The organism is Pseudomonas sp. AC532, from assembly GCF_979258965.1.
On the sequence record NZ_OZ409888.1, the window covers coordinates 4,876,757 to 4,896,983 of the forward strand.

Below are 20,227 nucleotides of genomic sequence, written 5' to 3' on the forward strand. Positions count from 1 at the left end.
AGTGCCACGGGCGGATTCTGCTGCTGCCCTGCCTCTGAGCGGTGAGCGCCCTCCTTGATGAGCCGCGTGGCGGCGCTTCGGGCGTTCGCGGGCAGGGCTGCCTAATCGGTGGCTCCTGCGCCTGTTTCACAGGCGGCGCGGCGGTAGAGCACCGTCAGTTCATTGAGCAGGTCCTGCGCGGCGATGCAGGCCATCTGCACGCGCAACGAGTCCGGTCGCTCGCGCTCCTTGCGCATGAGGTCTTCGAGTAGCTCGGCCAACAGTGCGGCGCGCAGGTCTGCATCGGCCAGCGCGTTCGGGGTCTGGTAGTTGGTGCCGGCTATCGGGCTGGGGCGCTTGGGGAAGTTGAGTACGCGGCCGGGTGGGTTAGTCATGGCGCACCGCCGGTTTGGCGGTGCGCCGGTGGAGTGGGCGGGGCGGTGGTTGGCCCGGCGCGCGGGCTGGCGCGTGCACGTCAATTCGCCGCATCGAAGAACGCCACTTTCTGCGTCAGTTGGTCAGCCAGCCTGCTCAGCTCCTGGCTCGCCTTGGCCACCTGACGCGAGCCGCGCGCGGACTGCACGATAGAGCCGTGGATTCGCTTGATGTTCAGCGCGATGCCTTCGGCCACGGTGCTTTGCTGCAGGGAGGCGCTGGCGATCTGGGCGTTCATGTGGTTGATGGCGCCGACTTCCTGGCTGATGCGCGACAGGGCGTTCTGGGCGAGTTGCGTCTGCTCAACTGAATGGCTCGCCAGCTCGCAGCTGTCGCGTATGGTTTGCACGGCGGTATCCGTTCCGCTCTGCAGGGTGCTGATCATCTCGCGGATATCCTGGGTAGATTGCTGGGTACGGGTGGCGAGGGAACGGACTTCATCGGCCACCACGGCAAACCCGCGGCCGTGCTCTCCGGCGCGGGCCGCTTCGATGGCGGCGTTCAGAGCCAGGAGGTTGGTCTGTGAAGCGATCGAGTTGATCACCTCGATTACGGTTTCGATCTGCTCACTCTGCTTGGCGACCTGCTCGACCGTGCGGGTGGTCTCGGTCAGCGAGGACGCCAGTTGGCCGATGGCCTGGGTGGAGCCGGCGACCAGTTGGTTGCCGGTGTCCACTTCGCTGGCGGCCTTGCTGGCGGCCTCGGCTGCCTGGGAGCCGTAGCCGGACACCACACCGGCAGTCGAGGCCATCTGGGTGACGGCCGTGGCCACCTGCTCGGCCTCCTGGGTCTGCACGCCGATGTGCTCGTTGTTGGTGGCGGAAGTATGGGCAAGCTGCGTCGAGGAGTCGGTCACCTCACGTGCCGCTTCGCGTACCTGCGCCATGGTGTCCGCCAGGCGGCCGAGCGTGGTGTGCAGCATGCCCATCACGCTGTTGGGGTAGGCAGTGGTGATGGTTTGCTTGAGCTGGCCGGCGGCCAACCGCTGTATCACCCGTGCAACGTCTGCGGGGTCTGCGCCCAGGGTCGAGTTGACGAAGCGGATGATCAATACCGACAGCCCGATGCTCAGCACCAGAGCGATGGCGGTTGCCAGCAGCATCAGGCCACGGAACTGGCTGGCCGTCGCCTGTACATCCCCCAGCCGCGACTTGATCAGCGCCTCTTCATGGTCGATCAGCACGTTGATGCGGTTCAGCCATTCGCTGTAGGCCTGGGCCGTCTGGTTGAGCAGCAGGGCCTGGGCGCCGGCGATATCACCGCTGCGGCGCAACGCAATCAGTGTGGTGGTGGTCTCCAGGCTGTCCCGTTCGATTTCCTTGATGCGCTGCAGCAAGGCGTGCTCCTGCGCGGAGGCCTGGGAGCCCGCGAAGAGAGCATCCATCGCGCTGGCTGCCTCGCGGTAGGCCTCTTGCAGCTGAGTGACTTCGTCCAGGTGCCTGGCCAGCTGCTGGTCGTTGTCCACCAGCACCGCATCGCGGATGGCAATCGCCCGGTTGTGCACGCTGCCGCGGAAGTCGATGGCGTACCGCTGAATCCTGGCCGCGTTCTGGCTGACGTCTTCCAGTGTCGAGTCGATGAAGCCGACCCGCTGGATCCCCACGGCCGTGATGATGACGAGCAGCGACACCACTGCAGCAAAACCGAGGCCGATGCGAGCACTGAGAGAGATCGAAGTTTTCATGGGCAAGCTCGATAGGCGCAAGAGAGAAAGCTGGATGTCAATGTGACATCATTTCGGCGCCAAATTACCGACGTGCTTGATCGGCGCCCAATTAGGCTTGCCTACCGGGTGGATAGACGGCCGCTATGAGGTGGCACCGGTTGTACGTGCGGACTGGCGCGTTGGCCAATCATTCGTTCTGCCACCTACCTTTGGCACGGATGGCTACGGCTTAATGAGCTAGATTTAACGAGACAACCATCCATGCGCTCGTTGCAGTGTCGGGGCACTCATGCTGAAAAAGATTTCCACGGACGCGGTCCGCTGCGGGATGTTCATTCAGGGCTTCGAGGGAAATTGGTTGGCGCATCCATTCTGGAAAAGCAAGTTCGTCCTGCAGGATGCCCATGACCTGACGCGTCTGCGCCAGAGCGGCCTGAGCGGTGTGTGGATCGACACCAGCAGGGGGCTCGACGTCGCCTGCCCGGCGAGCTCCCAGGCCTGCTCGGCAGCGGCGCAGCCGGTCGAGGCCGAGCCTGTGCAGGCATCTACATCCACGGTGGCACGGTGCAGTGCGCAAGACGAGTTGCAGCGGGCCGCCAAGCTTCTCAGTCGCTCGAAAAAGGCGGTCACGGAGCTCTTTCACGAGGCGCGGCTTGGCAATGCGATCAATGTCGAGGGGTGTCTGCCCCTGGTGGCGAATATCAGCGACTCATTGGCCCGCAACTCGTCGGCATTGCTGGGGCTGGCGCGCCTCAAGACCAAGGATGAATACACCTACCTGCATTCGGTGGCCGTGTGCGCGTTGATGATCTCCCTGGGCCGTCAACTCGGGCTGGACGAAGAGGCCGTGCGCGAGGCCGGCCTGGCGGGGTTGCTGCACGATGTCGGCAAGATGATGATGCCGATGGAGGTGCTCAACAAGCCGGGAAGCCTGACCGAGGCCGAGTTTGGCGTCATGCGCACCCACCCTGAACGCGGACACGCCATTCTCGTCAGCTCCGGGGCGATTCCCCCGGCAGCCCTGGACGTTTGCCTGCACCACCACGAGAAATACGATGGCAGCGGTTACCCCGGCGGGTTGCAGGGCGAGGACATCAGCCTGCTGTCGCGCATGGGCGCGGTTTGCGACGTATACGACGCCATCACCTCGAATCGGCCTTACAAGCAGGCCTGGAACCCGGCCGAGTCCCTGGCGCGCATGGCGCAGTGGGCAGGCCACTTCGATACGCAGGTATTCCACGCCTTCGTGCGCTCGGTCGGTATCTATCCGTTGGGCTCCCTGGTGCGCCTCGAGTCCGGGCGCCTTGGCGTGGTCATCGACCTGATGCCGGGCAAGCTGACCGAACCGGTGGTGCGGGTGTTTTTCTCGGCCACCAACAAGGGGCCCATCCAGCAGCAGGACATTGACCTGTCGCGCCATGGAGCCAACGACCGCATCGTCGGGCGCGAAGACCCGAGCCAGTGGGGCTTCAGCAACCTGGATGATTTCTGGCGCTGACGCCACGCGCATGCTGTTCAGCCATGCACCCTGGTTAGGCTCGGCGGTTGCCGTCCGTCGCAGTCGCGGCACTAGATCTGCGCCCCCGGTTTCACACCCTTAAGCGTGGATGACCTGCGTGGAGACGGGAGAACTGTTATGTCAGTCGAAGAAAACAACGGGCCTGAAGCACCCTATCAGGGACCTGCTCACAAGCACCCCGACAGCGGCGAGGGCCACGACTCGGGCCTGGAAAAAGCCACCTCCGAACCGAAGCAGGGCGTTGACGAGGCGGATGCCAAGAAAAACCGCGTGGACTGGAACCCACCGCCAGGCAACCCCGGTTCCGATCAGGACGCCCAGCAGGATCGCGACATGGGCAGTGCTGAAACCCGCTGATCGTTTGGCGTGCCGCAGCAGCATGCGGGACAGGTCAGGCTGGCCACTGTTGTGGCCGGCAAGCCTGTTCTTCTGCAGTTTTCTACAGCTGAAATGCGCCGGGTGATCAGCCCTTCGGCCGCCACCGCGAGTCAGCCCTGCGAGCGATACCGGTCGGCTGGCTTGTTGAATCTTTCCAGACGGCAAGCCTCTTCCCCAGGGTAAGGAACCGGAACTGGTCCGGCTTTCAAGCAGCCCGCCTTGGCGGTCTGCCAATTGGACAGGACGCTGTAAATGCCCGCCTCGAACTCCCCCGCCAAACCTGCCTTGAAGCGCGCGGTAACCGGCACGCTATTGACGCTGTTCATCCTGGGCGACGTACTCGGCGCGGGTGTCTATGCGCTGGTCGGCGTCATTGCCGGCGAAGTTGGCGGCGCCGTCTGGGTCGCCTTGCTGGTGGCCCTGGGGTTCGCCCTGCTGACCGCAGGCTCCTATGCAGAACTGGTGACCAAGTACCCCCACGCAGGCGGCTCGGCAGTGTTTGCGGCGAGGGCCTTCCGGTCCCCGTTGGTGTCCTTTCTGGTGGGGTTCTGCATGCTCGCGGCAGGCGTGACCAGCGCCGCCGGCTTGTCACTTGCCTTCGCGGGGGATTACCTGTCGTCCTTTGTCGATATCTCGCCGGCCATCGCCGCGCTGGGGTTTCTGCTGCTGGTGGGGTTGCTCAATGCACGCGGGATCCGGGAGTCGCTGTCGGCAAACCTGGTGATGACTTTCATCGAGCTGTCCGGGTTGCTGGTGGTGGTGTTTGCCGCTGCCTGGCTGCTAGGCGGCGGGGCGGGGGATTTCAGCCGAGTCGTCGAATTCAAGGCCGGGGTCGATCCTGCCTTCGCCGTGCTTGGTGGGGCACTGCTGGCGTTCTATTCGTTCGTGGGCTTCGAAACCTCGGCCAACCTGGCAGAGGAAATTCGTGATGTACGCAAAACCTACCCGCGCGCGCTGTTTGGTGCCTTGCTGCTCGCTGGCGTCATCTACATGGCCGTGGCCATTGCCGCGGCGGTGGTCATGCCGGTCGAGCAACTGGCAGGCTCCACCGCGCCGTTGCTCGAGGTGGTGAATGCGTCGGGCCTGGGCATCCCGCCGCAGCTGTTTTCCTTCATCGCGTTGATCGCCGTGGCCAATGGCGCCTTGTTGACGATGATCATGGCCAGCCGCCTGGCCTACGGCATGGCCCGGCAGGGGCTGCTGCCCAGCGCGCTGGCCGGTGTCCTGCCCGTGCGCCGGACTCCGGCAGTAGCCATCGTCGCCACGACGCTGGTGGCGATGCTGCTGACCCTTACCGGTTCGCTGGAAGCTCTGGCGCAGACCGTGGTGTTGCTGTTGTTGTTCGTGTTCATCAGTACCAACCTGGCGGTGCTGGTGCTGCGCCGAGATCAGGTCGCGACCGAGCATTTTCGCGTGCCAACCTGGGTGCCGGTGCTGGCAATCGCCTCCTGCCTGCTACTGATGACGCAACAGGATTTCGCCACCTGGCTGCGTGCTGGCGGGCTGCTGCTGGCCGGCATGGTCCTGTACGGCGTCACCCGTGCTGGCGGGGTGCGCCCATTGAAGGCGGACGACTACAGGGTGGCGGGCGAGGCGGACGCCTAGCGCCTGAGGCGGTGGCCGCCGTACCCGGGCGCCAGGCGCCTTGCCGTGGGCAACGCCGCTCAGCGCTGGCGCGGGTGGCGCAACGCCACAGACCAGATGTCCTGATTGCAACGTGTACAGGTGGCGTGCTGCCGGTCCTCGATGGGCTGGGTGTGGCCACAGCGGATGCAGGCGTACAGGTTGTTTTCAGGGATGTGTCGGTATTCCTCGCGATGCTCGGCTGGCAGCACCGAGAGGCCGGCCCTGACTGCCTCCGCGGGGTAGAAGTAGAGGCTCACGTCGCCGTCTGTTTCGAGAATGCCCAGGCGTACCTGACCCAGATGCTCGACCCCTTGCTGGCGCAGCTCCATGAACAGCTCGTCTGACGAGATGTTCAGGTGATCCAGGCTGTTCAGTTCGTAGAGCCCGTCCTTGATGATGGTGACCGGCTTGCCTTCCATCCAGTTCGAGAAGCGCTCGCTGTGGCTCATCGCCAGAACCGTCAGGCGGTACAGCAGAAGCAGCGTGACGAAGACCATGGCCACTGGCAGCAGCGGCACATCGTCGTAGAACGACACGTCGCCGGCAGCCGAACCCAGGGTGAGGATCACCACCAGTTCGAACAGCGACAGCTGGCGAATGCCACGCCGCCCACTCACCTTCAGGAACAGAAAAACCACGACGAACGCGAACAGCGCACGCAGCGCCACTTCGCCAAGAAACAGCACCGGGAAATCATCGAGCAGCATGCGCTGCCAATCGAACGCGTGCATGGGTTGCTCCGTCAGGCCATCGATTACTTGTCTGACCACTGCCACGCGGATTGGATCGAACTAACGCTGCTGTTCGCGTATCCGTGGTGGTCACGCCTGGGCGGGCTCGCGCCTCGATTGTGTACCCGGTTAGCGCGTAGTTCTTTTTACAAGTTAGTTCGGAGTAAGGCGTACAGTTCCCCGGTCCATGTGATATCAAGCTGATATACCTGTCATGCGCGCTCGGAGGGGAGAGCCAGTCAGGTCGCACGCGAGCGGCAAGGATGTCGTTTCGCCACAGCGCTGGACGCGCGGACTGGCCCATAAGAACAAATCTCCAGTCGTTCTGATCCTACTCACTGGGTGAGCAATCGATGAATACATGGCTTGGCAATATCAGCGTCACCAAGAAACTGGCTCTGGGCTTCGGCCTCGTGCTTGCCCTTACCCTGGCACTGGCCGCCGTCAGCTGGACCAGCCTGGGTAGCGTGGTGCTGCGCAGTGAGCGGATGAGCGACGTCACCAACCTCACGAGCGCGCTGACCGAATTGCGTGTCGCCCGCTTGCAGTTCCTGGAGAGTAACGGGGGCGCGGCGGAGGGCGACAAGGTTCAGCTGAAGATGCGCGAGCTCCTGCAGCGTCAGCAGGAAATGCTGCCCAAGTTTCGCAACGCCGAGAATCAGCGGCTGCTCAAGCAGCAAATTGAGCAGGTCGGGCAGTACCAGCAGGCGTTCGATAGAACCAAGGCAGCCTATGCAAGTGCGAGCAGCACGCGCACCGAGATGATCGACCTGGCTGAGCGCGCAGGTGAGCTGATCGACCGGGTGAGGGGCGAAGTGGCGCGTAGCGCCGCTGGTGACGAAACGGCCTTTGCACGTTACCAGGCCATTGCCCAGGCCAAGGACGATATGCAGACGTTGCGTTATCGCGTGGTGAACTTCACCGCCGATGCCAATGAGGGGACCGAGCAGGCGCTGAACCAGCAGATCGAGCGCGTCGACCAGGGGCTCGGTACGCTGACCTCCGTGTTTGTCGGCGACTTCCGCGAGCAGATCCAGCAGCTCGAGGCTACCGTCACGGCCTACCGCAGCATGCTGGCCTCCTATCGGACGGCCACCGCGGAGCGTGTGCAATTGCGGGGCCTGATGAGCGATTTGGCGCAGGAGTTGGTCAATGGCGGCGAGCTCATGCAGACGATGCAAACGACGCTGCGCGATGAAGACAGTGCCTATGCCACCCGCATGATCATCGGTGCCACGCTGCTGGCGTTGCTGGTCGGCGTGCTGGCCGCGTGGTTAATCACCCGCCAGATCACCCGGCCGCTGCAGGAAACCCTGGAAGCGGTGGAACGCATCACCCAGGGCGACCTGACCCACACGCTGCAGGTCACCCGCCGTGACGAACTCGGTGTCGTGCAGCAGGGCATTCAGCGCATGGGCACCACCCTGCGCGAGCTGATCGGTGGCATTCGCGACGGCGTCACGCAGATCGCCAGCGCCGCCGAGGAGCTCTCGGCGGTCACCGAGCAGACCAGTGCTGGCGTCAACAGCCAGAAGGTGGAAACCGACCAGGTGGCCACCGCCATGCAGGAAATGTCGGCGACCGTGCAGGAAGTGGCGCGCAACGCTGCCGAGGCCTCGCAGGCAGCATCCGATGCAGACCAGGAGGCCGCCCAGGGTGATCGCGTGGTGGCCGAAGCCATTGCGCAGATCGACCGGCTGGCCGCGGAAGTCACGCGTTCTACCGACGCGATGGGCGAGCTGCAGAAGGAAAGCAAGAAGATCGGCGGCGTGATGGACGTGATCAAGGCCGTGGCCGAGCAGACCAACCTGCTCGCGCTCAACGCCGCCATCGAGGCGGCACGTGCCGGTGAAGCCGGGCGCGGGTTCGCGGTGGTGGCGGACGAGGTGCGCGGCCTGGCGCAGCGCACGCAGAAGTCCACCGAGGAGATCGAAGGGCTGGTGGCGGGCCTGCATCAGGGTACCCAGCAGGTGGCGGCGATCATGCACGGCAGCCGCGAGTTGACCGACAGCAGCGTGGCGCTGACTCGCAAGGCCGGCGACGCGCTGGGAATCATCACCCGCAAGGTGTCCAGCATCCAGGCGATGAACCAGCAAATCGCCGCAGCCGCCGAGCAGCAGGGCGCGGTGGCCGAGGAAATCAGCCGCAGCGTGGTCAACGTTCGCGACATCTCCGAACAGACCGCAGCCGCCAGCGAAGAGACCGCCGCATCGAGCGTCGAGCTGGCACGCCTGGGCAACCAGTTGCAGATGATGGTTAGCCATTTCCGCGTGTAACGCGCGCAGGTGGTCAGTGCGGATGGTGCGCCATGGCCACGAATCGTTCGCGCCGGGGGCGACGCTCCTACGCGAGGGTGTCGTTCTCGATCCTGGCGCACATCCCGCAGGAGCTGCGCCCCGCGGCGAATGGCGGCAGCACCGGCGAAGGTGCGGCACGGCCACGAATCGTTCGCGCCGGGGGCGGCGTTCCTACGCGAGGGGTGTCGTTCTCGATCCCGGCGCACATCCCGTAGGAGCCGCGCCCCCGCGGTGAATGGCGGCAGCAACGCCGAAGGTGCGGCACGGCCACAATCGTTCGAGCCGGGGCGACGTTCCTACGCGAGGGGTGTCGTTCTCGATCCCGGCGCACATCCCGCAGGAGCCGCGCCCCCGCGGCGAATGGCAGGAGCAACGCCGATATCGCGCTACGGCCACAATCGTTCGCGCCGGGGGCGACGCTCCTACGCGAGGGGTGTCGTTCTCGATCCAGGCGCACATCCCGTAGGAGCCGCGCCCTCGCGGCGAATGGCGGCAGCAACGCCGAAGGTGCGGCACGGCCACAATCGTTCGCGCCGGGGGCGACGCTCCTACGCGAGGGGTGTCGTTCTCGATCCCGGCGCACATCCCGTAGGAGCCGCGCCCCCGCGGTGAATGGCGGCAGCAACGCCGATATCGCGGCATGGCGACAATCGTTCGCGCCGGGGGCGAGGTTCCTGCGCGAGGCTGGGTGCCCCGTGTCGTTGGCGATTTGCCGCTCGGGGGGGCGGGGTGTCTTGGGGGTGAACCGAGCGCCGCCAGCGTTTCGCCTACCACCTATTCGCTCTATCACGTAATAAGCATTGTCTATCGAGGCGCTGGGTTTTGCCAATTTAGAGCAGCGGACGACCTCTCGTAGCCTTGGGTAAGCGCATGACGCGCTTGTAACCATAAGAACACGAGGATTCATCCATGAAACCCACGACCTCTCGGGCACCCGCCCTCGGTTTGATGACGGCGACATTGTCCGCTTCCCTGTTCAGTCTTTGCGCCCATGCCGCGCCGCTGACCCGTGACAACGGCGCACCGGTTGGCGACAACCAGAACTCGCAGACCGCCGGCAGCGAGGGCCCGACCCTGCTGCAAGACGTGCAACTGATCCAGAAGTTGCAGCGCTTCGACCGCGAGCGCATCCCGGAACGCGTGGTGCATGCCCGTGGCACTGGCGCACACGGTGAATTCAAGGCCACGGCCGACATCTCCGACCTGACCCGGGCCAAGGTCTTTACCGCGGGCACCACGACGCCAGTGTTCGTGCGGTTCTCCAGCGTGGTGCACGGCAACCATTCCCCGGAAACCCTGCGAGATCCTCGTGGCTTCGCCACCAAGTTCTACACCAGCGAAGGCAACTGGGACCTGGTCGGCAACAACTTTCCGACCTTCTTCATCCGCGATGCCATCAAGTTCCCGGACATGGTGCACGCCTTCAAGCCCGACCCGAATACCAACTACGGCAGCAACCGCACCCAGTTCGATTTCTTCAGCCACGTGCCCGAATCCACCCGTACCCTGACGCAGCTTTATTCCAACGAAGGCACGCCGGCTAACTATCGGCAAATGAACGGCAACAGCGTGCATGCCTACAAGCTGGTCAATGACAAGAACGAGTACCGCTACGTCAAGTTCCAGTGGCGCAGCCTGCAGGGCGTCAAGAACAACGACCCACAGCAGACCGAGCAGATCCAGGGCAAGGATTTCAACCACATGAGCCGCGACCTGATCACCACGATCAACGCTGGCGATTATCCCAAGTGGGACCTGTACATCCAGGTGCTCGAACCGGCTGACCTGGCCAAGTACGACTTCGACCCGCTGGACGCCACCAAGATATGGCCGGACGTGCCTTATAAAAAGATCGGCCAGATGGTCCTGAACAAGAACCCGGACAACGTGTTCCAGGAAACCGAGCAGGTGGCCATGGCGCCGTCCAACCTGGTGCCGGGCATCGAGCCTTCCGAGGACCGCCTGCTGCAGGGCCGGCTGTTCTCCTATGCCGACACGCAGATGTATCGCCTCGGCGCCAACCATGCGTTCCTGCCGATCAACCAGGCCAAGGTGCCGGTCAACAACGGCAACCAGGACGGCGCGGCGAACAGCGGCCACACCACCACCGAGGTGAACTATGAGCCCAGCCGCATCAACCCGCGGCCGGCCAGCGAACACGCGCGCTACAGCAGCCTGCCACTGAGCGGCAGCACCGAGCAGAAGAAAATCCAGCGCGAACAGAACTTCAAACAGGCCGGTGAGCTGTACCGCTCCTACGACAAGAAAATGCAGGGCGACCTGATCGCCAGCCTGGGCGGCGCCCTGGCCGAGGCCGAAGACGAGAGCAAGCACATCATGCTGTCGTACTTCTACAAGGCCGATGCGCAGTATGGCGAGGGCCTGAGCAAGGTGGCCGGTGGTGACCTGACGCGGGTCAAGGCACTGGCCGCCAAGCTGCAGGACTGAATCCGCAGCCGGCAACGGCATGGCGCACGGCCGGTAAATGCCGTGCGTCGCGGTTTTCCTGATACCGGGAGCGGCCAGTGGCCGTTCGGGAGGATTCCATGTGGCGTACCCTCTGTTTCGCGCTGGCATTGAGCGGCGCAGCGCCCCTGCTGGCGGACACGCTGCCGGCCAGCGAGGCCGAGCACATTCGCACGCAACTGCGCGACTACTATTTTCAGGCCGCCCGCGAGGGCAACACCGCCATGCTCGACGAGTTCATCGGCGCAGGCTATGACCTCGATACGGCGGACGAGAAGGGCTATACCGCGCTGATTCTGGCCGCCTATCACGGCCACCTCGAGGCTGTGGAGCGCCTGCTGGGTGCCGGCGCCGACGCCTGCGCCCAGGACCAGCGCGGCAACACGGCGCTGATGGGCGCCATCTTCAAGGGTGAGGTGCGCATCGCCAGGCGGCTGCTCGAGGCCGACTGCAACCCTGACCAGCGCAATGGCAGTGGCCAAACGGCGGCGATGTATGCGGCGCTGTTCCAGCGCAAGGAGATGCTCGATGCGCTGGCCGGCAAAGGGGCCGACCTGAAGGCCGCGGATGCATTCGGCAACGACGCGCACGGCCTGGCTCGCGGTGAGATCCGCACCGGCTGGACGCAGGGGCCGCGTTGAGCACGAACGCGCTCGGCCATGGCGGTATCGCGGCCGGTGCAGATGACTGACGGCAGGCTAGCGACCCGTGGCCTGCAGGGTGTCAGCCGTCTGTTCGTGGTTGTCGGCCCGGCCAGGTACGTGGGGTGAGCCAGGTCGCGCGGCCACGCCAACAGGCCCAGCAGGCCAGGGTTGCCGCGCTTTGAGGTGGTTGCGACGATGACAGCTGGATACCAGGGCCGACAACGGCCCGCTATCCAGCATTCAGCCTCGGCGTAGCGGGTTACTTCCGGGCTTCGATGAACGGCAGGGTGCCGCTTGGCAGCACGGTGGTCGGCAGTACGCCGTCCCAACGCTCGGCCTTGGTCAGTTCGACCAGGCCCGGGTTGCTGCCCAGGGCGCGAGCGCGGGCGTCGATCGCCTTGGCTTCCGCCTCGCCACGCAGCTGGATGCTTTCCGCTTCGGCACGGGCGGCGGCCAGGGCCGAGTCGGCCTTGGCCTGGGCCTGGGTGACGACGATCTGCGCCTGAATCTGTTCAGTGGCCAGTTGCTGTTCGCGGGTCTTCACCGCCACTTCGGCGCGCATGCGTTCTTCGATGGATTTTTCATAGGCATCGCTGAAGTCGATGTTCTCGACCTGCACGCTGTCGATCACCACCGGGCCGCTGATCGCGCCCTTGATGGCGCCAGCGATATCGGTGACCAGCTTGCCGCGCTGCTGCACGGCGTTGACGGCGGTGTACTGGCCGAAGACGTTTTCCACCTGGGTTGGCACGTGGCGGCTGATGGCCCTGGCCAGCAGGCCATCGAGGTCGGCGTAACCCTTGTACACCGCAGCCACTTCGCCAGCCGGTACGTGCCAGCTGACCGACACCGACAGCGTGGCGGCCTGCTGGTCGCGGCTATAAGCCTGCAGGCCGTCCCACTTGGTGGCGTTGTTCTGCACGGAAATCGCCTTGGCGCTGTCGATGAAGGGGATTTTCCAGTGCAGGCCTGGGTCCGCGACCTCGACGAAGGCGCCGTTGCGCAATACCACTGCACGCTCTTTCTCGTCGACGGTGTAGAAGCTGCTGATGACCGCGATCAGCACCAGGAGAACCAACCCGGCAATGATGGCCGGCTTCATGTAAGTGGCGCCTGTGTTCTTGTCCAACGTCCTTCCCCTTGATGGCTGCCCGGCTACCTGCCAGGCCATGTTGATGTCTGAACGCTAGACAGCTGCCGGTCAGTCGCGGACACAATTTCTTGAAAAGAATCGACCCTATTTGCCGGCTCGATGCATTTTTTGAGCACGAACGCACAGTTGCAGGTGCTTGCCCATGGCCGAGGGAGGGACAGCAGGTGGTGACGGTCTTCACAAACGACCGGTCCGCCAGATGCCCCCCAGGGAGCTCTGCCTGGGCATGCACAACCCCGGCCGGCAGGGCTCGGCAGGCAAGCGGGGAACTTTAATCGCATTTCCCCTACGAGCCTGTAGGGGATCTCCCGATTTCGCCGGAGCGCTGGCGCCAATAAGGTGGCGGCCATGTTCAGGGAGGATGCGTCAGTGCTGACCAAGGTTCTGTTGTGGGTAGCGATTATCGTAGGGTTGGCCGGGTACTGGTTTGGCCTGTCGTGGCTGGTGCTGAGCAGCTTGGCCCTGGTGGCGGTCGGCTCGCTCCTGCCACAGCGCCAGGCACCCGCGGCGATGGTCAGCGAGCCACGGGAAAGCCTGGCGGCGCCCAGTACCGATGCCCTGCTGCTGACCCTGCTGCCCGCCTGGGAGCAGAACCTCGGCCAGACTCGCAGCCTGCTTGCCGAACACGTCAGCCAACTGCTCGAGCGCTTCAGCAGCCTCGGCCTGCGCCTGGGCGATACCCTGGCGACCTCCGAGCAGGTGATTGGCGGCTCAGGCGTCAGCGATGGCCTGCGCCGCGCCCAGGAGAGCCTGCGTGAGGTAACCGGCGCCTACCATTCGGCCGGCGAGCGCAAGAACCAGCTGCTGGGCACTATCAGCAGCCTGGACGCCTACGCCACCGAACTGCAGAGCATGTCCAAACGGGTCCAGGATATCGCCCACCAGACCAACCTGCTGGCGCTCAACGCGGCCATCGAGGCGGCGCGCGCCGGTGAGCATGGTCGCGGCTTCTCGGTGGTGGCGGACGAGGTGCGCAAACTCTCGAACCTGTCGGCCGAAACCGGTCAGCGCATGGCCGAGAAGGTCGGCGAAATCAATGGCGCGATCCGCAACACGGTGGCCGCCGCCAGCGAGCTGACCGCCACCGAGCAGAGCAACCTCGGCTATCTGGACCAGGTGGCCGGCGAACTGATGCAGGGTCTCACTGGCAATCTGCGGGAGCTGTCCACGGCCTCCGAGCAGCTGCAGCGCGATGCCCGCCATGCACAGACGGACATCCAGGAGATCGTGGTCAACCTGCAGGTGCAGGACCGCACCGACCAGATGCTCGACCACCTGCAGCGCGACCTGCTGCGCCTGCAACAGGGCGTGCAGGACGGGCAGGCCCATGGCGCCGACCCGGGCGCCTGGCTGGAGGCCTTTCGCCGCAACTTCACCACTGACGAAGAGCGCCACGGCCGTCGCCGTGTGGCCGAGTCCGAAATCACCTTTTTCTGAAATTCTGCGGGAGTTCGTTCCATGTCCAAGACCATTCTCATTGTCGATGACTCGTCCTCCATGCGTCAGCTGGTGCGCATGACGCTCAGCGGTGCCGGCCACCAGGTGATCGAGGCGGTCGATGGCCGCGATGCGCTGACCAAGCTCAACGGCCAGAAGATCAACCTGGTGATCAGTGACGTGAACATGCCCAACCTGGACGGCATCGGCCTGGTGAAGGCGATCAAGGCGAAGAGCGAATACCGCTTCACGCCCATCGTCATGCTCACTACCGAAAGCGAGCAGGGCAAAAAGGCCGAAGGTCAGGCGGCGGGCGCCAAGGCGTGGATCGTCAAGCCCTTCCAGCCGGCTCAGCTGCTCGCCGCCGTCGACAAGCTGGTGGGCTGATGTTCCTGCGCATGGAGAGCGAAGCCGGCCTGCTGCACCTGCAGGCCCGCGCCAACCTGACCATTTACGAGGCCGCCCAGGCGCGCGACGCGCTGCTGGCAATCGATGACGGCGCGCTGCCGACCACCTGCGTGCTCGATCTCGCAGCGGTGGAAGAACTGGATTACGCCGGCGTGCAAATCCTGCTGGCCTGGCAGCGCCACCTGGCCCAGGCCGGCACTACGCTGCAACTGGCCGGTGTCAGCGAGCCGCTGCGCGAGGTATTGGCGCTGCTGCAACTCGACGCCCAGCTACTGCTTCAGGACTGAAGGGAGGCATCCATGTTCGACAAGGATCAATGGAGTCAGCTGCTGCAAGGCTTCGTCGAAGAAGCCCGGGACCTGGTCAAGCAGGCCGAGGACCATCTGCTGCAACTGGAGACGGCGCCGGACGATGTCGAGGCCATCAACGGCCTGTTCCGCGCCATGCATACCCTCAAGGGCTCGGCCGGGCTGTTTTCCCTGACGCCCATCGTGCAGTTCACCCATCACCTGGAAAGTCTGCTGATGGCGGTGCGCGACGGCGTGCAGCCGCTGCTGCCGGGCCAGGTATCAATCCTGCTGCGCTGCCTCGACGAAGTGGCCACGATGGTAGACATGATCGACGTCGACAGCGGCACCCTGGACGTGGATGCCACGCACCAGGCGCAACTGCTCGAGGCCCTCGACGGGACGCCCGCTACCCAGGCGCTGATCGCCTGCAGCGCTACCGAGGCCGCCAGCCGCTGCGTTGGCAAGGGTTCGCTGGAGCACTGTGGTGGCTGCGTGAAGGAGTCCGCCTGGCACATCTCCCTGCGTTTCGATGCCGAGCTGCTGCGCAACGGCTTCGATCCCATCGCCTTCGTCCGCTACCTGCAGCGCCTGGGTGACCTGCTCAGCGTGCGGGTCATCGATGATGGCCTGCCCGCGCTCGCGCAACTGGATGCCGAAGCCTGCTACGCCGGGCTGGAAATCGACCTGTGCAGCGAAGGCAGCAAGGCGCAGATCGAAGAGGTCTTCGAATTCATCCAGGACTTCTGCACCCTGCGCATCCTGCCGCCGGACAGCGCCCTTGACGACTACATCCGCCTGATCCAGGCGCTGCCGGAAACCGATGAGCGGATCGGCTCGATCCTGGTTTCCGCCGGCCTGCTCACCGAGCACGAGCTGGAGCAGGGCCTGGCCCTGCAGGCCGGCGCCACGGCGCTCAAGCCCCCGCTGGGTGCGGTGCTGGTGGAAGAGGGCATGGTCGCCCCGCAGGCGGTCAACGCCGCCCTGGCCAAGCAGAAGGCAGTGCGCGAGCGCAAGCCGGTGGAGAGCGCCCAGGTGCGCGTCGCCGCCTGCAAGCTCGACGAGTTGATCGACCTGGTCGGCGAACTGGTGATCGGTGCCGCTGGCGCCCAGCTGCAGGCCCAGGCGCACGGCAACGCCGCCTGCCTGGAAAGCGCCAAGGCGGTCAACCAGTACGTCGAGCAGATTCGCGAAGCGGCGCTCAAGCTGCGCATGATCGAGATCGGCGACACCTTCAACCGCTTCCACCGGGTGGTGCGTGACGTCAGCCAGCAACTGGGCAAGGACATCCGCCTGGAAATCCGCGGCGCCGATACCGACCTGGACAAGTCGGTCATCGACAAGCTCGCCGACCCGCTCACGCACCTGGTGCGCAACGCCATCGACCATGGCATCGAGTCGGCCGAGCAGCGCGTGGCCGCAGGCAAGCCCGCCGAAGGTCGGCTGTCACTCAACGCCTATCATGAGTCGGGAATGATCGTCATCGAGGTCAGTGACGACGGCCACGGCCTGAACACCGCGCGGATTCGCGCCAAGGCCATCGAGCGCGGGCTGATCGACGGCCAGGCCAGCCTGGCCGATGAAGACGTGCACATGCTGATCTTCGCGGCCGGCTTTTCCACCGCCGATGCGGTGTCCGATCTGTCCGGGCGTGGCGTGGGCATGGATGTGGTGCGCAGCGCCATCGATGCGCTGCGCGGTACCATCGAAATCGACTCGCGGCCCGGCCTGGGCAGCACCTTCCGCATTCGCCTGCCGCTGACCCTGGCGATCATCGACGGCTTCCACGTGAGCCTCGGCGACGAGCACTTCGTGGTGCCGCTGGACATGGTCACCGAATGCCTGGAGCTGAACGACACGCCCCTGGCCGAAGGCGCCTACGGCTGCCTCGACCTGCGCGGGCGACCGCTGCCGTGCATCGACCTGGCCGCCCACTTCCGCCTGCCGGCTGGCCGCGGCAAGCGGCGCAACGTGGTGGTGGTCAACATCGGTCGCCAACAGGCCGGCCTGATCGTCGACCACCTGCATGGCGAACTGCAGACCGTGATCAAGCCGCTCGGCCTGCTGTTCCAGCACCTGCAGGGTATCGGCGGGTCGACCATTCTCGGTTCCGGGCAAATCGCCCTGATCCTCGACATCGTCAGCCTGTTCCGCCATCTGCAACATAACCTCGAGCTCGACTCGCGCCCCACCCAGTCGCGTACCGAAACGATCGGCGCGTAGGAGAAACCACCATGAAATTTATCCGCAACATGAAAATCGGCGTGCGCCTGATCGCCGGCTTTACCCTGGTGGTGATCCTGACCGCCCTGGTCGGCGCCCTGGGTATCTTCAACCTGGCCAAGGTCAACACGCTGTCTGACCGCATGTACGAGCGCGAAATGATGGCGCTCGACCGCATGCAGAACGCCAACCTGGACCTGGTGTACGCCGGGCGCCATCTGCGCAGCGTGATGCTGGCCACTTCGGCGCAGGAGCGCGAGGCCAGTCGTGCCCAGGTGGCCCAGGCCATCAAGTCCATGCACGAGAACATGGAGAAGGCCCGGTCGAGCTTCAGCACGCCCGAGGCCCTTGCGCAGCTGGAGGACCTGGACCGCGAGCTGGCCGTGTACGAAGCCACCGTCGCCAAGGTGCTGCAACTGAACCAGGAAAGCGATGTGCTGGCCGAGGCCAGCGCATCCACTGCGCTGCTGCCGCAACTGCGCCAGGACGGCAACGCCGCCGACCGCACCATCAGCGCGCTGGTCGAGCAGAAGAAGATGCGTGCCAAGGAAGCCAACGAGGGCATCAGCGCCATCTACGAGGACTCGCGCCTGCAGATGATCGTCCTGGTGCTGATCGCCGCCCTGGTGGGTTTCACCGTCGGCATCTTCGTCACCCGCAGCATCACCCAGCCGCTCAACCGTGCGGTGAACCTGGCCGACGACCTGGCCAGGGGCGACCTGAGCGGCTCGGCGCTGGTCGACCGCAGCGACGAAACCGGCCGCCTGCTGGCCTCCATGAATGGCATGGCCGAGCGCCTGCGCACGGTCATCGGTGATGTGCGCAGCGCCGCCGACCAGCTGTCCTCGGCTTCCGAGGAAGTCAGCGCCACCTCCCAGTCGCTGAGCCAGGCCGCCACCGAACAGGCTGCCGGGGTCGAGGAAACCACCGCCTCGGTGGAGCAGATGTCCGCCTCCATCGCCCAGAACACCGACAGCGCCCAGGTTACCGACGGCATCGCCGGCAAGGCGGCCAATGACGCGGTCGAGGGTGGCCGTGCAGTGGAAGACATGGTGCGTGCCATGAAGCAGATCGCCGACAAGATCGGCATCATCGACGATATCGCCTACCAGACCAACCTGCTGGCGCTCAACGCCGCCATCGAGGCAGCGCGTGCCGGCGATCATGGCAAGGGCTTCGCGGTGGTCGCCGCGGAAGTGCGCAAGCTGGCCGAGCGCAGCCAGGTGGCTGCCCAGGAGATCGGCAGCGTGGCCGGCAACAGCGTGCAACTGGCGGAGAAGGCCGGGGCCCTGCTGCAGCAGATCGTGCCGAACATCCAGCGCACCTCGGACCTGGTGCAGGAGATCACTGCCGCTTCCCAGGAGCAGAGTGCCGGTGCGGCGCAGATCAACATCGCCATGGGCCAGATGAACCAGATCACCCAGCAGAACGCCTCGGCCTCCGAGGAACTGGCGGCCACCGCCGAGGAGATGAACGCCCAGGCCAGCCAACTGCAGGAACTGATCAGCTACTTCCGCCTGGGCGCTGCCGAGCAGCGCAGCAGCCAGCCCGCGATGCCCGCAGTGCGTAATGCCGTGGTGCGCGAGCTGCGCCCGAGCCCGCGGCGGGGCGTGGCCAACCTGGCCGACGACGGCCAGTTCGTCAGCTTCAACTGAGGGGGGTGGGCAAATGAATGCAGTGCTGGAGGCCGATGCCACCACCCAGTACCTGTCCTTTCGCGTGCGTGACACGCGCTATGGGCTGCCAGTGGATGGCGTGCGGGAAATCATCGAGTATGGCCGGGTAACCGGGGTGCCGATGATGCCCGCGTTCATCCACGGCGTGATCAACCTGCGCGGCAGCGTGGTGCCGGTGCTCGATCTGGCGGCGCGCTTCGGCCTGTCGCGCAGCGTGGCGGGCCGGCGGACCTGCATCGTAATCATCGAGCTGAGCCTGCAGGGTATCGATCAGCGCATTGGCCTGGTGGTCGACGCGGTGGACGCGGTGCTGGACATCGAAGCCCGCGAGATCGAGCCGACGCCTGCCTTCGGTGTGGGTATCCGCACCGAATTCATCGCCGGCATGGCACGCGACGAACGCGGTTTCACCATCATCCTCGATGTGCCGCGGATCCTCTCGCTGGAGGATATCCTGCACCTGATTCAGGCGGGGCAGGCTGGCGGATGAGCAGCGAGAACGGTTTGCCGCTGCTGGCCGACGAGGATTTTCGCCACCTGCAGCGCCTGATGAACGAGGTGTCGGGCATCAAGCTGGCGGACCACAAGCGCATGCTGGTGGCCGGGCGGCTGATGTCACGCCTGCGCGCCAGGGCGGTAGCCGGCTACCGGGAGTACGTGCAACTGATCCGCCAGGCCGGCGAGGAGCGTGAACGGCGGCTGGTGGTCGACCTGCTCACTACCAACGAGACCTACTTCTTCCGTGAACCGCAGCATTTCGTGTTTCTCGGCGAGTGGGCCAAACGCCAGAAGCGCTCGCTGCGCCTGTGGAGCGCTGCCAGCTCGTCGGGCGAGGAAGCCTTCAGCATGGCCATTACCCTGGCGGAGCAGGCCGGCCACCTGGACTGGTCGATCCATGCCAGCGACCTCAGCCAGCGCATCCTTGAAAAGGCGCGGCGTGCTACCTATTCCCTGGAGCAGGCCCGGCAGTTTCCCGAGGGGTTGCTGCAGCGTCACTGCCTGCGCGGGGTGGGAGAGAGCGATGGGCTGTTCCGGGTACGCGACGAGCTGCGCCAGCGCGTGTGCTTCGAGGAGGTCAACCTGATGCAGCCGCTGCCTTCGGACCTTGGCGTGTTCGACGCGATATTCCTGCGCAACGTGCTGATCTACTTTTCCAACACCGACAAGGCCGCCATCGTGCGTCAGCTCCTGGGCTGCCTGCGTCCCGGCGGCCTGTTGTTCATCGGTCATGCCGAAAGCCTGCATGGCATGAACCTGCCACTGCGCAGCATTCGCCCCTCGGTGTTCGAGCGGGCATGAGGG

At 65.1% G+C, this 20,227-nt stretch carries 17 protein-coding genes; 13 read left to right on the plus strand and 4 right to left on the minus strand.

What is annotated here, in order from left to right:
* Positions 1-101: 101 nt before the first annotated feature.
* Both ACZ0AV_RS22725 and ACZ0AV_RS22730 read right to left on the minus strand, forming a co-directional pair.
* Complete coding sequence (locus tag ACZ0AV_RS22725) at positions 102-374, minus strand: hypothetical protein (protein ID WP_499153105.1); 273 nt, start codon at positions 372-374, stop codon at positions 102-104.
* Between the two features lie 80 nt (positions 375-454).
* On the minus strand, positions 455-2,098 hold the full coding sequence (locus ACZ0AV_RS22730; RefSeq protein WP_499153106.1) for a methyl-accepting chemotaxis protein: 1,644 nt from the start codon (positions 2,096-2,098) through the stop codon (positions 455-457).
* A 271-nt stretch (positions 2,099-2,369) separates the two neighbouring features.
* Here ACZ0AV_RS22730 and ACZ0AV_RS22735 point away from each other — a divergent pair, with 271 nt between their 5' ends.
* From ACZ0AV_RS22735 to ACZ0AV_RS22745, 3 genes are all read left to right on the plus strand, one after another.
* Positions 2,370-3,578: a cyclic di-GMP phosphodiesterase gene (locus ACZ0AV_RS22735; protein ID WP_499153107.1), complete on the plus strand. Its 1,209-nt coding sequence runs from the start codon at positions 2,370-2,372 to the stop codon at positions 3,576-3,578.
* Positions 3,579-3,716: 138 nt separating this feature from the next.
* A complete protein-coding gene (locus ACZ0AV_RS22740) occupies positions 3,717-3,956 on the plus strand; it encodes a hypothetical protein (protein ID WP_499153108.1) in 240 nt (79 codons plus the stop codon).
* A 273-nt stretch (positions 3,957-4,229) separates the two neighbouring features.
* Complete coding sequence (locus ACZ0AV_RS22745; protein WP_499153109.1) at positions 4,230-5,582, plus strand: APC family permease; 1,353 nt, start codon at positions 4,230-4,232, stop codon at positions 5,580-5,582.
* Between the two features lie 59 nt (positions 5,583-5,641).
* Here the strand turns inward: ACZ0AV_RS22745 and ACZ0AV_RS22750 are convergent, their stop codons facing one another.
* Positions 5,642-6,334: a DUF421 domain-containing protein gene (locus tag ACZ0AV_RS22750; protein ID WP_499153110.1), complete on the minus strand. Its 693-nt coding sequence runs from the start codon at positions 6,332-6,334 to the stop codon at positions 5,642-5,644.
* 353 nt (positions 6,335-6,687) lie between these two features.
* On the opposite strand from ACZ0AV_RS22750, the gene ACZ0AV_RS22755 reads away from it, so the two are divergent.
* The 3 genes from ACZ0AV_RS22755 to ACZ0AV_RS22765 all read left to right on the plus strand — a co-directional run bounded on the left by ACZ0AV_RS22755 (position 6,688) and on the right by ACZ0AV_RS22765 (position 11,738).
* On the plus strand, positions 6,688-8,610 hold the full coding sequence (locus ACZ0AV_RS22755) for a methyl-accepting chemotaxis protein (RefSeq protein WP_499153111.1): 1,923 nt from the start codon (positions 6,688-6,690) through the stop codon (positions 8,608-8,610).
* Positions 8,611-9,579: 969 nt separating this feature from the next.
* The gene (locus ACZ0AV_RS22760) at positions 9,580-11,079 is read left to right on the plus strand and encodes a catalase (protein ID WP_499153434.1); all 1,500 of its coding nucleotides are present in this window, start codon (positions 9,580-9,582) and stop codon (positions 11,077-11,079) included.
* 98 nt (positions 11,080-11,177) lie between these two features.
* Positions 11,178-11,738: an ankyrin repeat domain-containing protein gene (locus ACZ0AV_RS22765; RefSeq protein ID WP_499153112.1), complete on the plus strand. Its 561-nt coding sequence runs from the start codon at positions 11,178-11,180 to the stop codon at positions 11,736-11,738.
* Positions 11,739-12,000: 262 nt separating this feature from the next.
* Here the strand turns inward: ACZ0AV_RS22765 and ACZ0AV_RS22770 are convergent, their stop codons facing one another.
* On the minus strand, positions 12,001-12,843 hold the full coding sequence (locus tag ACZ0AV_RS22770; protein WP_499153435.1) for a prohibitin family protein: 843 nt from the start codon (positions 12,841-12,843) through the stop codon (positions 12,001-12,003).
* Positions 12,844-13,404: 561 nt separating this feature from the next.
* Between ACZ0AV_RS22770 and ACZ0AV_RS22775 the strand changes: the two genes are divergently transcribed.
* The 7 genes from ACZ0AV_RS22775 to ACZ0AV_RS22805 are packed head-to-tail and all read left to right on the plus strand — an operon-like array spanning position 13,405 to position 20,224.
* Complete coding sequence (locus ACZ0AV_RS22775; protein ID WP_499153436.1) at positions 13,405-14,331, plus strand: methyl-accepting chemotaxis protein; 927 nt, start codon at positions 13,405-13,407, stop codon at positions 14,329-14,331.
* A gap of 21 nt (positions 14,332-14,352) precedes the next feature.
* The gene (locus tag ACZ0AV_RS22780; protein WP_499153113.1) at positions 14,353-14,718 is read left to right on the plus strand and encodes a response regulator; all 366 of its coding nucleotides are present in this window, start codon (positions 14,353-14,355) and stop codon (positions 14,716-14,718) included.
* Positions 14,718-15,026 (plus strand): STAS domain-containing protein, encoded by a 309-nt coding sequence (locus tag ACZ0AV_RS22785; RefSeq protein WP_499153114.1) that lies wholly within the window; start codon positions 14,718-14,720, stop codon positions 15,024-15,026. The genes ACZ0AV_RS22780 and ACZ0AV_RS22785 overlap by 1 nt, the downstream gene beginning before the upstream one ends.
* 12 nt (positions 15,027-15,038) lie before the next feature.
* Positions 15,039-17,249, plus strand: coding sequence for a chemotaxis protein CheA (locus ACZ0AV_RS22790; RefSeq protein WP_499153115.1), 2,211 nt, complete (start codon positions 15,039-15,041; stop codon positions 17,247-17,249).
* A gap of 11 nt (positions 17,250-17,260) precedes the next feature.
* Positions 17,261-18,904, plus strand: coding sequence for a methyl-accepting chemotaxis protein (locus tag ACZ0AV_RS22795; RefSeq protein ID WP_499153116.1), 1,644 nt, complete (start codon positions 17,261-17,263; stop codon positions 18,902-18,904).
* A 13-nt stretch (positions 18,905-18,917) separates the two neighbouring features.
* On the plus strand, positions 18,918-19,415 hold the full coding sequence (locus ACZ0AV_RS22800) for a chemotaxis protein CheW (protein ID WP_499153117.1): 498 nt from the start codon (positions 18,918-18,920) through the stop codon (positions 19,413-19,415).
* Positions 19,412-20,224, plus strand: coding sequence for a CheR family methyltransferase (locus ACZ0AV_RS22805; RefSeq protein ID WP_499153118.1), 813 nt, complete (start codon positions 19,412-19,414; stop codon positions 20,222-20,224). The genes ACZ0AV_RS22800 and ACZ0AV_RS22805 overlap by 4 nt, the downstream gene beginning before the upstream one ends.
* Positions 20,225-20,227: the final 3 nt, after the last annotated feature.